The organism is Salipiger sp. ABN3_019 (assembly GCF_056158605.1).
Genome location: NZ_JBSWTP010000009.1, coordinates 1,666,821 through 1,679,170, shown reverse-complemented (window position 1 = coordinate 1,679,170; position 12,350 = coordinate 1,666,821). Strand labels below are relative to the sequence as shown.

General features: G+C 67.0%; 14 protein-coding genes. 8 read left to right on the top strand and 6 right to left on the bottom strand.

The window, feature by feature from the left end; translation table 11 throughout:
- Window position 1: 1 nt before the first annotated feature.
- Window positions 2-268, bottom strand: a complete 267-nt coding sequence (locus ACXAD2_RS16240) for a DUF6525 family protein (RefSeq protein ID WP_475171912.1) — start codon at window positions 266-268, stop codon at window positions 2-4.
- Between the two features lie 195 nt (window positions 269-463).
- Between ACXAD2_RS16240 and ACXAD2_RS16235 the strand changes: the two genes are divergently transcribed.
- On the top strand, window positions 464-1,630 hold the full coding sequence (locus tag ACXAD2_RS16235) for a benzoate/H(+) symporter BenE family transporter (protein ID WP_066105841.1): 1,167 nt from the start codon (window positions 464-466) through the stop codon (window positions 1,628-1,630).
- Window positions 1,631-1,734: 104 nt separating this feature from the next.
- Entirely contained in the window at window positions 1,735-2,148 is a 414-nt protein-coding gene (locus ACXAD2_RS16230; RefSeq protein WP_475171907.1) for a DUF4177 domain-containing protein, read from the top strand.
- Between the two features lie 7 nt (window positions 2,149-2,155).
- Here ACXAD2_RS16230 and ACXAD2_RS16225 read toward each other — a convergent pair whose 3' ends face one another.
- Entirely contained in the window at window positions 2,156-2,413 is a 258-nt protein-coding gene (locus ACXAD2_RS16225; RefSeq protein WP_475171906.1) for a BolA family protein, read from the bottom strand.
- A gap of 72 nt (window positions 2,414-2,485) precedes the next feature.
- Here ACXAD2_RS16225 and ACXAD2_RS16220 point away from each other — a divergent pair, with 72 nt between their 5' ends.
- Window positions 2,486-3,112 (top strand): DnaJ domain-containing protein, encoded by a 627-nt coding sequence (locus tag ACXAD2_RS16220; protein WP_475171904.1) that lies wholly within the window; start codon window positions 2,486-2,488, stop codon window positions 3,110-3,112.
- A 318-nt stretch (window positions 3,113-3,430) separates the two neighbouring features.
- On the opposite strand, the gene msrB is transcribed toward ACXAD2_RS16220, so the two are convergent.
- The 4 genes from msrB to ACXAD2_RS16200 form a co-directional block, all read right to left on the bottom strand.
- Entirely contained in the window at window positions 3,431-3,892 is a 462-nt protein-coding gene (gene msrB, locus ACXAD2_RS16215; protein WP_475171902.1) for a peptide-methionine (R)-S-oxide reductase MsrB, read from the bottom strand.
- Between the two features lie 190 nt (window positions 3,893-4,082).
- Window positions 4,083-4,634, bottom strand: coding sequence for a fasciclin domain-containing protein (locus ACXAD2_RS16210; RefSeq protein WP_475171901.1), 552 nt, complete (start codon window positions 4,632-4,634; stop codon window positions 4,083-4,085).
- A 130-nt stretch (window positions 4,635-4,764) separates the two neighbouring features.
- Complete coding sequence (locus ACXAD2_RS16205) at window positions 4,765-5,469, bottom strand: anti-sigma factor (RefSeq protein WP_475171898.1); 705 nt, start codon at window positions 5,467-5,469, stop codon at window positions 4,765-4,767.
- A complete protein-coding gene (locus ACXAD2_RS16200) occupies window positions 5,466-5,969 on the bottom strand; it encodes a sigma-70 family RNA polymerase sigma factor (protein ID WP_475174909.1) in 504 nt (167 codons plus the stop codon). Before ACXAD2_RS16200 ends, ACXAD2_RS16205 begins: the two co-directional genes overlap by 4 nt.
- A gap of 234 nt (window positions 5,970-6,203) precedes the next feature.
- Here ACXAD2_RS16200 and cobS point away from each other — a divergent pair, with 234 nt between their 5' ends.
- From cobS to ACXAD2_RS16175, 5 genes are all read left to right on the top strand, one after another.
- Entirely contained in the window at window positions 6,204-7,190 is a 987-nt protein-coding gene (gene cobS, locus ACXAD2_RS16195) for a cobaltochelatase subunit CobS (RefSeq protein WP_066105820.1), read from the top strand.
- Between the two features lie 138 nt (window positions 7,191-7,328).
- Window positions 7,329-8,024, top strand: a complete 696-nt coding sequence (locus ACXAD2_RS16190; protein WP_475171896.1) for an aspartate/glutamate racemase family protein — start codon at window positions 7,329-7,331, stop codon at window positions 8,022-8,024.
- Window positions 8,021-8,386, top strand: coding sequence for a hypothetical protein (locus ACXAD2_RS16185; RefSeq protein ID WP_475171895.1), 366 nt, complete (start codon window positions 8,021-8,023; stop codon window positions 8,384-8,386). Before ACXAD2_RS16190 ends, ACXAD2_RS16185 begins: the two co-directional genes overlap by 4 nt.
- An 89-nt stretch (window positions 8,387-8,475) precedes the next feature.
- A complete protein-coding gene (gene cobT, locus ACXAD2_RS16180) occupies window positions 8,476-10,353 on the top strand; it encodes a cobaltochelatase subunit CobT (protein WP_066105815.1) in 1,878 nt (625 codons plus the stop codon).
- A 212-nt stretch (window positions 10,354-10,565) separates the two neighbouring features.
- Window positions 10,566-12,344 (top strand): aminopeptidase P family protein, encoded by a 1,779-nt coding sequence (locus ACXAD2_RS16175; protein WP_475171894.1) that lies wholly within the window; start codon window positions 10,566-10,568, stop codon window positions 12,342-12,344.
- Window positions 12,345-12,350: the final 6 nt, after the last annotated feature.

Genomic DNA, 12,350 nt, shown 5'->3' with positions numbered 1-12,350 from the left:
CCTATGAGGCGCCCCATACGCGCGGCGCCTGCCGCGCCAATTGCCCGGCCTCGATGGCGGTGAGCCGCGCCGCCGCCGCCTCGGCGCAGCCCGTGTCCCGCAGCGCCCTGCGCCATGCGCGCAGCGCCGAACGCGGCGACCATGGCAGTGCCGCCGTACTTAGCCACGCGCGCAAATCCGGCGGCAGACGGTCAAAGGCCGACATCGGATCGCCCTCGCGGCGGCGATTGGCCGGGGCACCAAGATTGCGGATCGTCTTGCGTGTCATATCTCGCCCCCTGCGAAGCGTCGGGACAAGCAGAGACAATAAGGCAGAACGCTGCGGCTCATTTCAGCACTCTCATTTAGTTACGTTATAACATCCCATATTGCACATCCCAAAAGCCCCCGCAAGCCGCCGCGGCTTGCACTTCCGCGGCGCTCTGCCTATGGGCGAATGACGCCCCAACGTAAGGATCCCCTCATGCGCCGACCCGGACCCGACCTGCAGAACGTGACGACCGGGGCAATGGTGGCGATCGTCGGGGTGTTCAGTTCCTTCCCGATCGTGCTGCAGGGGCTGTCGGCTGTGGGGGCCACCCCCGATCAGGCAGGCGCTGGCCTCGCCGCCGCCGCGCTCTCCATGGCCATCGCGGGCATCGTGCTGGCGTGGTGGCGGCGCGAGCCGGTGTCCTGCGCATGGTCGACGCCTGCCGTGGCGCTCTTGGCCGCATCGCAGCCGCTGGCCGACGGGTTTCCGGGGGCCGTGGCCGCCTTCGTCGTCGCGGGCGGGCTGATCGCGCTCGCCGGGCTCTGGCCCGCGCTGGCGCGGCTGGTGACCTCGGTTCCCACAGCGCTGGCGCAGGCGATGCTTGCCGGTGTTCTGGCGGGGCTCTGCATGGCCCCCTTCCGCGCGCTGGTGGATGCTCCCGAGGTGGCCCTGCCCATCCTGCTCAGCTGGTTCCTCGTCGGTCGCATCAAGCGCATCCTCGCGGTGCCTGCCGCCGTGCTGGCCGCGCTTGGTGTGACCCTTTGGGCGCATGACTTCTCGCTGCCGATGAGCGGGCCGTGGCTGAGCCATCCGGTCTGGGTCACCCCGGTGTTCTCGCTCGAGGCGGTGCTGGGGCTTGGTCTGCCGCTTTTCATCGTCACCATGGCCACGCAGAACATTCCTGCGGTGGCGGTGCTGCGCAGCTTTGGCTACACGCCGCCGCCGGGTCCGCTGCTGGCGGGGGTTGGCGGCATTTCGCTGCTGACCGCGCCCTTCGGCAACCCCGCCACCTGCCTCGCGGCGATCACCGCCAGCATGTGCTCGAACGCCGACAGCCACCCCGATCCCGCGCGGCGCTACTGGTCGGCGGTGATGGCGGGCGTGTTCTATGCCATCTTCGGCCTCTTTGCGGTGGCGGTCACCGCCGTGGCCGCACTTGCCCCCGCCATGACGCTGCAGGTGCTGGCGGGCGTCGCGCTGCTGCCGGTCTTTGCCGCCTCGGCGCAAGGCGCGCTGCAGGCCGAGGAAAGCCGCGAGGCGGCCGCCGTGACCTTCCTCGCCACCGCCTCGGGGATCACCCTCTGGGGGCTTGGCGCGGCGGTCTGGGGGCTGGTGCTGGGCGGCATCGTACTGGCGGTTCGCCTGCCGAAACGGCGCTGACGCCCGTTCCGTCCTGGCCTTTACTTGCCGGCCCGCGCGCCTTACCCCTTGAGGGGCATTGGTTAACGTTTGTGTTAACGTTCGTTAAGAGGGATCGAGCCGCGATGAAGACCCACGAATACAAGGTGATCCCGGCCCCCACCAAGGGTGAGAAGGCCAAGGCCATCAAAGGTGCCGAGGCGAAATTTGCCGCGGCCATGAGCCGGCTGCTCAACGAGATGGCCGAACAGGGCTGGGACTACATCCGCGCCGACACCCTGCCGAGCGAAGAACGCAGCGGCCTGACGTCAAGTCAGACCGTCTGGCGCACGGTGCTGGTGTTCTCACGCCCGGTTCCGGCAGCGCCGCAGAGCGTCGCCGTTCAGCACGAGGCTGCACCCGTTGCTGGGAGTGGCGGCCCGGTGGTGACCCCCATCACGCCCCCCGACGCGTCCCCCAACGCGCCCGCTGCCACGGCAGAGGAAAAGCTGACGCCGGTGCCCGGCAACGACGACCGCGACCCCGACCGCGCCAGCTAAACCCGCCTCAGCCCTGCAGATCCAGCGACAGCGCATGGATCGCCGCCACGAGGTCTTCGCCAAGCGCTGCATGCACGGCACGGTGGCGCTGGATGCGCGTCATTCCGCCGAGTTCGACCGCTCGCATCCGCACGTGGAAATGGCTTTCGCCGCCCTCTTGATAGCCAGCATGACCCACGTGTTTCTGGCTTTCGTCGAGGACTTCAAGTTCGGCCGGATCAAACGCATCCTGCAACCGGCTCTCGATCAGTTTCGCTCGCGACATTTTTGGCTCCTGCCTCTTCAAGTTCGGTCAGGATTGTCTAAACTCCCTCGTCCGAGTCGAAAAGGTGAGACCATGAGCAGACCCGACCCCTTCGGTTTCGACATGTCGATTAAGTCGGCCAAGAAGAAGAACCCGCGTGGCCGGCGTGGCATGACCGGCGAACAGGAAACCTCCACCCGCGTGTGCGAACACGAGGGCTGTCAGGAGCCGGGCAAGTTCCGCGCTCCGAAGGCACCGGACGTGCTTGATGAATTCTACTGGTTCTGCAAGGACCACGTGCGCGAGTACAATCAGAAATGGTCGTTCTTCGAAGGCAAGACCGAAGCCGAGATGAACGCGCAGCAGAGCGCCGACAAGGTGTGGGAGCGCAGGACCAAGGATTACCGCGACCCCGAGCAACGCGCATGGGCGCGGCTTGGCATTGAGGACGCGCATCAGGTGCTGGGCGACAACGCCACCCGCAACCCCGGCCGCAAGGCTCCGGGCGGTGGCCGCCGTCTGCCCCCGACCGAAAAGCGCGCGCTGGAGATCCTCGAGGTTGAGACCGCCGAGACCAAGGCCGAAGTGCGCAAGGCGTACAAGAAGCTGATCAAAGTGCTGCACCCCGACATGAACGGCGGCGACCGCTCTCAGGAAGAGCAGCTGCAGGAAGTCGTCTGGGCGTGGGACCAGATCAAGGAAAGCCGCAACTTCAAGTAAGGCCGCGGCAGTTTCCCAGAACAACACCCTTCGAAGCCTGCTTCGGGGGGTGTTTTTCTTTGGTCTTGGCGCCTTCAGAACATGCAGATTGCCGTAGCGGAAAGTTTTAACAACTTATTGGTGTGTTTCGTTTGACAATAATCTTAGAGTTGTGTCACGTTTCGGGTGTCAGCGGAATTGCGACGCTGGCACATGTGGCCCGAGCTCCCTGTCGTGGGCACACACGTACCACCAAAGGGCCTGCATGCCCCTCCCCCGGTCGTGCAGGCCCACCTCTCTTTCCGATCATTTCAACCGACGCGGATCAACCGGCTCGGATCAACCAACGCGGAAACGCAGCGCGATGCCATTGATGCAGTGGCGCTTGCCCGTCGGCGGCGGCCCGTCGTCAAACACATGGCCCAGATGCGAGCCGCAGCGGCTGCAGTGGCATTCGGTGCGCGTCATGAAAAGCGAGCGGTCGCGCTGGGTGCCGATCGCGCCGGGCAGCGCCTCATAAAAGCTGGGCCAGCCGGTGCCGCTGTTGAATTTGGTCTTGGAACTGTAGAGCGGCAGATCGCAGCCCTTGCACAGATAGGTGCCCGCCCGCCGTTCGTTGTTCAGCGGCGAGCTATAGGCCCGCTCGGTCCCGGCCTCGCGCATGACCCGGTATTCCGCATCGCTGAGCCGCGCGCGCCAAGCCTCGGTGCTGCGCGACACCTCAAAGCCCGCGCCAGCGCGCCCCGCCTGCCCGACGCCCATTACGGCGGCGAGCACGGCCAGAAATCCCCTGCGTCGCATGGGTCTCCTCCTTCTCCTCCTGCCCCGGAACATGCGCTCCCGGCCCGACCGAGGTCAAGCCGGGAGCAACGCGCCGCCGGGGAGGCGGATACGGAAACGTAGATACTCACACAATTCCGCTCCGCGGCAGCGCGGCCCCCGCCCGGCTGCCCCGCTTTCGCGGTGGGGCAGGCAACCGAGCGGGATCTCTTTACATCGCCGGCAGAAGCACCCGGTCGATGACGTGGATGACGCCGTTGGACTGGCGCACATCCGCGATTGTGACATTGGCGGTCCGGCCCTGCTCGTCGGTCAGGGTGATCGTGCCGCCCTCCATCTTGGCCTGCAGCGTGCAGCCGCCCACCGTGGGCACCGGATGCATGCCGCCGTCATCGGCGATCATCCCGGCGATCGCGTCGGACAGCGCGTTGGTGGCGACCACATGGCAGGTCAGGATCTTCGCCAGTTGCTCTTTGTGCTGATCCATCATCAGCTGCGACAGGCTCTCGTCCGAGATCTTGTCGAAAGCCGCGTCGGTCGGCGCGAAGACTGTGAACGGCCCTGCGGAATTCAGCGTGTCCACCAGTCCGGCCTGCTTCACCGCGGCCACCAGCGTTTCATGATCCGCGGAGTTGACCGCGTTCTCGACAATCGTCTTGTCAGGGTACATGGCGGCGCCACCGACCATCGGGTTCTCGGCGGCGACCGCAGCCCCCGCCAGCGGCAGGGCGATCAGTGCGGCTGCAAATAGCTTACTCGTCATCTCTTTTCTCCTCCTCAAGCCCCTGAATGTCGGGGTCGGAAGAAGCCACGCAGCACTGCGCGCAAGAGTTTCAAAACTTGAGATAACGCCGCTGTGAGCAGCCCGGAAAGCTGCCCGGAAAGCTGCCCTGTCAGCCGCGCGGCGCCAATTGCCCCAGCGCAATCACCGGCCCGGTCGGCAGCCCGGTGGGAGAGCCGCCCGCGGGCTCTTCGGACAGGGCGATGGTAGCTCCGGCAAGCTGCACCGCGATCTCGGAGGCGAGCGGGATCTCGGTCAGCCCTTCGCGATCCACCAGACCGATCGACACCGGCGCCTGCTCGGCATCGGACAGCAGCCAGACCTCGAGGCTGCGGTCCGCCGGGTAATCGCCCGCATCGCGCCGCACCATGAAGGTGCCGCTGTCGGGCGCGTAATGCGCCAAAAGCTGCAGCCCCTGCTCGCCCGCCACCAGATCGGCATAAAGATGCGGCTCGGGCTCGCCGATGGTCAGCAGCCCCGAGACCATCGCCGCCCATGCAATCGCCGCTGCGGCCACCGCCCCCAGCACATAGGGCATCAACTGCCGCCAGAGCCCGCGCGGCGCGGGCTTGGCTGCGCCATAGAGCCGCGCCTCGATCAGGCGGAAAATCTCGGCCCGCGGCGTCTCTTCGGTGATCGGATCGGTGAGCGCGGCGAAATACTCGCGCCATGTGGCCACATCCTGCTGAAGGTCGGGATCCCGCGCCAGCTGAGTTTCGAACGCGCGCAGCTCGGCCTCGGGCAAAAGCCCGAGGACGTATTCCGCCGCAGAGGCTTCGGCGCCTCCCGGCAGATCCTGTTGCTGCGGCCCGGTCATCGGCTCAGGCACTCCCTCAGGCTCATCAGGCTGCGGCGCAGCCATGTTCTTACGGTGTTGAGCTTCACTCCGGTGGCCTCGGAAAGCTCGGCATAGGTTGCGCCTTCGAGATAGGCGCGGCGCACCATCTCAGCGCGATCCGGCGGCAGCTCACCCATGCACAGGGCCAGCGCCTGTGCCTCGGCCCGCGCCTCGGCCTGCTGGGCCGGACCGGGACCGGGATCGGCCAGACGTTCGTCTATCTCGATGGGCTCGACCGGCTTGCCCGCATCGCGGCGGCGGCGACGGTCGACGGCGGAGTTGCGCGCCAGGGTGATCAGCCAAGTCATCGGAGAATACCCGTTGACCCGATACTTACCGGCATGTGTCCAGATCTTCACGTAAGTGTCCTGCAGCGCCTCTTCAGCTTGCGCCCTGTCCTGCAAGACACGCAGACAGACCCCGAAGAGTTTCGCCGAGGTCCGCTCGTAGAGCGTAGCAAAGGCGGCCCGGTCGGCCATCGCCACACGCGCGATCAGATCCTCGATGTCAGGATGCGGAGAACTCGCCAAGAAACATGCCTGTCTGCTTTTGGTATCCCCGGCAGCCTAATGCGCCGAGTGCCACCCACGCAAACACTATCGCAGGGCATTTTCATGGCGGTGCGCAAAGCCCGCGCCGCCCCCTTGCCCTTGCCATCGATATGGGGCACGACGGTGCGCAAGTTTTCTTAACGACCGGACAAGGGCAGAACCATGGCGGATGGCACGATCGACATCAATGCGAAACCCACCGAGGAGATTTCGGTCCGCGAGGTGTTCGGCATCGACACGGACATGGTGGTGCACGGCTTCCCCGAGAACAGCGACCGCGTTCCCGACGTCGACAGCACCTATAAGTTCGACCCCGACACCACGCTGGCGATCCTCGCGGGTTTCCGCAACAACCGCCGCGTGATGATTCAGGGCTACCACGGCACCGGCAAATCGACCCACATCGAACAGGTCGCCGCCCGCCTCAACTGGCCCTGCGTGCGCGTCAACCTCGACAGCCACATCTCCCGGATCGACCTGATCGGCAAGGACGCTATCAAGCTGGTGGACGGCAAGCAGGTCACCCAGTTCCAGGAAGGCATCCTGCCCTGGGCGCTGCGCAACCCCACCGCCATCGTCTTTGACGAATATGACGCGGGCCGCGCCGACGTGATGTTCGTGATCCAGCGTGTGCTGGAGACCGACGGCAAGCTCACCCTTCTGGACCAGAACCAGGTGATCACGCCGCACAAATATTTCCGCATCTTCGCCACCGCCAACACCGTGGGCCTTGGCGACACCACCGGCCTCTATCACGGCACCCAGCAGATCAACCAAGGCCAGATGGACCGCTGGAGCCTTGTGGCGACGCTGAACTACCTCAGCATCGACGCCGAGGTGAACATCGTGCTGAGCAAGGCGCCGCATTACAACAACGAGAAGGGCCGCAAGACCATCCGCCAGATGGTCACCGTGGCCGATTTCACCCGCCGCGCCTTCATGAACGGCGAGCTGTCGACCGTGATGTCGCCGCGGACGGTGATCGCATGGGCCGCCAACGCCGAGATCTTCCGCGACGTGGGCTATGCCTTCCGCCTGTCGTTCCTCAACAAATGCGACGAGCTCGAGCGCCAGACCGTGGCCGAGTTCTACCAGCGCTGCTTCGACGAGGAACTGCCGGAAAGCGCCGCCTCGCTGTCGCTGGCGTAAGGCCGGGCGACGATCCCGGACAGCGGGGGCGCTGCCCCCGTCCGCTGCGCGGACTCCCCCGGGATATTTGAGCCAAGAGGAAGTTTCAGGGGCGCGGATCGATCTCGGTCCGCGCCCTTTTGACGAGGGGAGGAGAACATGGGGAAACCTCTGCATATCGGGCTGATCGGCGGCATCGGCGTCGCCGCCACGCTGGTCTATTATCAGCGGCTGACCGCCGCCGTCGCCGCCATGGGCGAGCCGCTGGAATTGACCATCGTGCATGCGGATGTGGCGGAACTGATCCGCAACAATCTCGCCGACGACCGCGCCGCGCAGGCACAAAGCTATGCGCGGCTGCTGCGGCGGCTGGCGGACGCTGGCTGCGATTGCGCCGCGATCACCTCGCTCGGCGGGCATTTCTGCTTTGACGAGACGCGGGCGCTGTCGCCGCTGCCGCTGGTCTCTGCCGTGGCGCCGCTGGATGCGTTCTTTGCCGCCGAGGGGCTGTCGCGCGTCGGCCTTCTGGGCACGCGGGTGGTGATGCGCACGCGGCTCTACGGTCAGTTGGCGCGCACCGAGGCGGTGGCGCTGGACGCCGAGGCCGAGATGCTGGGCCAGCGCTATCAGGACATGGCCGTGATGGGACGTTGCAGCGAAGCCGACCGGCAGCTGTTCTTCGACGCCGGCCGCCGCATGGTCGAGGATCAGGGCGCCGAGGCTATCATTCTGGCGGGCACCGATCTTGGGCTCGCCTTCGACGGCACGCACGATCCGGGCTATCGCGTGATTGATGCGCTCGACGTGCATGTGGATCTGCTCGCCCGCCTCGCCACCGGGAGGGCCGTGCTGTGAAACCTATCCTTGCGATCTTGCTGCTGAGTGCCGCCCCTGCCCTCGCCCAGCCGACCACCGGCGCGCGTGCCCAAGGCGAGGCCGCCGCCCGCTGCGCCGCGCTCTGGCAGGGTGCCGCGCTGGAGGCCAGCGACCACCCGGCCTTTGCCGGCACCGCACCGGCCACCGAAGCGCTAGCCGGAGACTTCGCGGCGCAGGCGCGCGCGGCGGGTCTGTCACGCAGCACGCTGCGCGAGGTCATCGTCGAAGATCTGCCCGATGCGCGGCTGCTCTATCGTTCGGTGCTGAAGGGCGATCAGCAGAGCGCCGCGCTTTTCGAGCGCCGCGCCGCCGCCTGTGCTGGGCTGCAGGGCGGCAGCTGACCCTCCGAGTTTGGGGCGCGCGCGAAAGATGCGCGCTCCGCGCGCCTTCCCTCTTGCCAATTCCCCGCTCCGGCGCGAAACCTGTGCCCATGGCACGCGACACCGACAACCCCGCAGATCCGTTCAAGAAGGCGCTGGCCGAGGCCACCAAGGTCATGGCCGACGACCCCGAGCTTTCGGTGAACTATTCCGTCGACCCTTCGGGCGTCTCCGGCGACATTATGCGCTTGCCGCAGGTGTCGCGCCGGATGAGCCGGGACGAGGTGCTGCTGGCACGCGGCACCGCCGACGCGCTGGCGCTCTACCGCCGCTATCACGATGGCGCGACCCACGCCCGCTATGCCCCGCCGGGCGACATCGCGCGCGAGCTTTACGAGGCGATGGAAACCGCCCGCTGCGAGGCGATGGGCGCGCGCGACATGCCCGGCACCGCGGGCAATATCGACGCCAAGATCGGCCATGAGGCGGCGCGCCGCGGCTATGGCCAGATCACCCAGGCCTCGGAGGCGCCGCTGCCGGTGGCCGCGGGCTATCTCATCCGCCATCTCGCCACCGGGCGCGACCTGCCGAAAGATGCCGCCCACGTCATGGAACTGTGGCGCGGGTTTATCGAGGAACAGGCTGGCGGCACGCTCGAAGACCTGCAGGAGACCCTGTCGGATCAGGCCGCCTTTGCCCGGTTCGCGCGCCGCGTGATCACCGATCTCGGCTATGGCGATCAGCTTGGCGAGGATCCCGATCAGCTGGACGATGAGGCCGAGGACGAGGCCGATCCCGGCTCGGACGAAGAGCAGCAGCCCGACAGCACCGGTCAGGACGATCAGGACGACGACGAGGCCGAAGCCTCGCCCGAACAGTCGCAGGAACAGACGCAGGACCAGAGCCAGGCGCAGGTGTCCGCCGACGAGATGGCCGATCAGGAGCTTGGCGAAGAAGCCGAGATGCCCGAGGGCGAGGCCCCGATGGAGCCGCCCGCCCCGGCGCCGGTCTCCGAGGCCGATCCCGAGTACAAGGTCTTCGATTCCACCCATGACGAGGAGATTCCCGCCGAGGAACTGGCCGAGGCGCAGGAGCTTGAACGGCTGCGCGCCTATCTCGATCAGCAGCTCGAGCCGCTGAAGGGCGCGGTCTCGCGGCTGGCCAACAAGCTGCAGCGCCGCCTGCAGGCGCAGCAGAACCGCTCGTGGGAGTTCGACAAGGAAGAGGGCGTGCTGGATGCGGGCCGCCTCGCCCGCGTCGTCGCCAACCCCACCACGCCGCTGTCGTTCAAGGTCGAGAAGGACATGGAGTTCCGCGACACGGTGGTGACGCTGCTGCTCGACAACTCCGGCTCGATGCGCGGGCGCCCGATCTCCATTGCCGCGATCTGCGCCGACGTGCTGGCGCGCACGCTGGAGCGCTGCAACGTCAAGGTCGAGATCCTCGGCTTCACCACCCGCGCGTGGAAGGGCGGGCTGGCGCGCGAGAAATGGCTGAACGAAGGCCGCGAGCAGCAGCCCGGACGCCTCAACGACCTGCGCCACATCATCTACAAGAGCGCCGACGCGCCGTGGCGCCGGGTGCGCGACAACCTCGGGCTGATGATGAAGGAAGGCCTGCTGAAAGAGAACATCGACGGCGAGGCGCTGGAATGGGCACACCGCCGCATGGCGCATCGCCCCGAGGCCCGCAAGATCCTCATGGTGATCTCCGACGGTGCCCCGGTGGATGATTCCACGCTCTCGGTGAACCCGGCCAATTACCTCGAGAAGCACCTGCGCGACGTGATCGCCATGGTCGAGCGCAAGAAGCAGGTCGAGCTTCTGGCCATCGGTATCGGCCATGACGTGACGCGCTATTACGAGCGCGCGGTGACCATCACCGATGTCGAACAGCTGGCCGGGGCGATGACCGAACAGCTTGCCGCGCTCTTCGATTCCGACCCGCGCGCCCGGGCGCGCGTGATGGGCATCAAGCGCGCGGGCTGAGCCCGTACCAAGGCCGAGGGGCCAGCCCCTCGGGCTCCCCGGGATATTTACGTCTAGACGAAGATGCGCGCGTGCCGCTTCCTCTTGGTGCAAATATCCCGGGATGAATTGGCCGCGAGGCGCGCCAGTTTGCGCCATCGGCGCAAGCGCGATGACGACAAGGGGCAGCGCCCCTCATTTCTTTTCCGCACAAGACTTCAGGAGACCGCCGCATGTTCCAGACTTTCGAGCAGAGCGCATCCCCCGAGCAGGGCCCGCCGCGGCTGGCGGCGCTGCGCAGCGAACTGGCGCGCGAAGGGCTCAGCGGCTTTCTGGTGCCGCGCGCCGATGCGCATCAGGGCGAATATGTCGCGCCGCATGACGACCGGCTGGCCTGGCTCACCGGCTTCACCGGCTCGGCCGGCTATTGCGCGGCGCTGCTGGAGAAGGCCGGTGTCTTTGTCGACGGGCGCTATCGCGTGCAGGTTAAGGCCCAGGTCGCGGCGGAGTTCACCCCGGTGGACTGGCCCGAGGTCGGGCTGGCTGAATGGATCGCCGAGGCGCTGCCCGAGGGGGGCACCGTCGGGATCGATCCGTGGCTCTTTTCGGTCGATCAGATGCGCGCGCTGGAGCGCGGTCTGGGCGCAGTGACCCTGCGCCGTTGCGACAATCTGGTGGACCGGGTCTGGGCCGATCAGCCCGATCCGCCCATGGGCGCGGTCTTTGCCCAGCCAGTCGATCTGGCGGGCGAGGCGCATGAGGAGAAGATCGCCCGGCTCGCGGCAGGTCTCGGCAAGGCGGCGGCCTGCGTCCTCACCCTGCCCGACAGTCTGGCGTGGCTGCTCAACATCCGCGGCTCGGACGTGGCGCGCAACCCGGTACCGCATGGCTTTGCGATCCTGCACGCGGGCGGGCGCGTGACGCTGTTCATGGCGGCGCAAAAGCTTGGCGGGCTGGGCGATCACTTCGGCCCCAAGGTGGAGGTGCAGGCCCCCGAAGCCTTTGCTGGCGCGCTGGCGGCGCTGGAAGGCCCGGTGCAGATCGACCCGGCCAGCTGCCCGGTTGCGGTGCTGGACGCGCTCGAAGGCCGCGAGATCATCGAGGCCGCCGATCCCTGCCTGCTGCCCAAGGCGCGCAAGAACACCGCAGAACTGCAGGGCGCGCGCGAGGCGCATCTGCGCGACGGCGCGGCCATGGTGCGTTTCCTGCATTGGGTCGACAGCCAGACCCCCGGCACGTTTACCGAGATCGACGCGGTCAAAGCGCTCGAAGAGGAACGCCGCGCCACCAACGCGCTGCGCGACATCTCCTTCGAGACCATCTCGGGCGCCGGGCCCAATGGCGCCATCGTGCACTACCGGGTCACCGAAGAGACCAACCGGACCGTCGAGGCGGGCGAGCTGCTGCTGATCGACAGCGGCGGGCAATATGTGGACGGCACCACCGATATCACCCGCACCATGGCCATCGGCACCGTGGGCGACGAGGAACGCGCCGCCTTCACCCGCGTGCTCAAGGGGATGATCGGCCTGTCGCGGCTGCGCTTCCCGAAGGGGCTCGCCGGGCGGGACATCGACGCTCTGGCGCGGGTGCACCTGTGGGAAGCGGGGCTCGATTATGGCCATGGCACCGGGCACGGCGTCGGCTCGTACCTGTCGGTGCACGAAGGGCCGCAGCGCATCGCGCGCACCGGCACCGTGCCGCTGGAGCCGGGGATGATCCTTTCCAACGAGCCGGGCTTCTATCGGGAAGGAAGTTATGGTATCCGCATCGAGAACCTCATCGCGGTGGAACCCGCATCCCCCCTTCCCGGCCAGAGCGTGGCCTCTATGCTGCGCTTCGAAACGCTGACTTGGGTGCCGATCGACCGGCGTCTGATCGAGACGGGATTGCTGACCGCCGCGGAACGCGATTGGCTCAACGCCTATCACACCGAGGTTTTCGAACGCATCGCTCCGCTTGTCACAGGCGCCGTGCGGGACTGGCTCGAAGCGGCCTGCGCGCCGCTTTGACACAGG

Excerpts from the sequence above, each read along its gene's own strand:
- ACXAD2_RS16240 (WP_475171912.1), bottom strand. The coding sequence starts at position 268 with ATGACACGCAAGACGATCCGCAATCTTGGTGCCCCGGCCAATCGCCGC.
- ACXAD2_RS16235 (WP_066105841.1), top strand. The coding sequence starts at position 464 with ATGCGCCGACCCGGACCCGACCTGCAGAACGTGACGACCGGGGCAATG.
- ACXAD2_RS16230 (WP_475171907.1), top strand. The coding sequence starts at position 1,735 with ATGAAGACCCACGAATACAAGGTGATCCCGGCCCCCACCAAGGGTGAG.
- ACXAD2_RS16225 (WP_475171906.1), bottom strand. The coding sequence starts at position 2,413 with ATGTCGCGAGCGAAACTGATCGAGAGCCGGTTGCAGGATGCGTTTGAT.
- ACXAD2_RS16220 (WP_475171904.1), top strand. The coding sequence starts at position 2,486 with ATGAGCAGACCCGACCCCTTCGGTTTCGACATGTCGATTAAGTCGGCC.
- msrB (WP_475171902.1), bottom strand. The coding sequence starts at position 3,892 with ATGCGACGCAGGGGATTTCTGGCCGTGCTCGCCGCCGTAATGGGCGTC.
- ACXAD2_RS16210 (WP_475171901.1), bottom strand. The coding sequence starts at position 4,634 with ATGACGAGTAAGCTATTTGCAGCCGCACTGATCGCCCTGCCGCTGGCG.
- ACXAD2_RS16205 (WP_475171898.1), bottom strand. The coding sequence starts at position 5,469 with ATGACCGGGCCGCAGCAACAGGATCTGCCGGGAGGCGCCGAAGCCTCT.
- ACXAD2_RS16200 (WP_475174909.1), bottom strand. The coding sequence starts at position 5,969 with ATGGCCGACCGGGCCGCCTTTGCTACGCTCTACGAGCGGACCTCGGCG.
- cobS (WP_066105820.1), top strand. The coding sequence starts at position 6,204 with ATGGCGGATGGCACGATCGACATCAATGCGAAACCCACCGAGGAGATT.
- ACXAD2_RS16190 (WP_475171896.1), top strand. The coding sequence starts at position 7,329 with ATGGGGAAACCTCTGCATATCGGGCTGATCGGCGGCATCGGCGTCGCC.
- cobT (WP_066105815.1), top strand. The coding sequence starts at position 8,476 with ATGGCACGCGACACCGACAACCCCGCAGATCCGTTCAAGAAGGCGCTG.
- ACXAD2_RS16175 (WP_475171894.1), top strand. The coding sequence starts at position 10,566 with ATGTTCCAGACTTTCGAGCAGAGCGCATCCCCCGAGCAGGGCCCGCCG.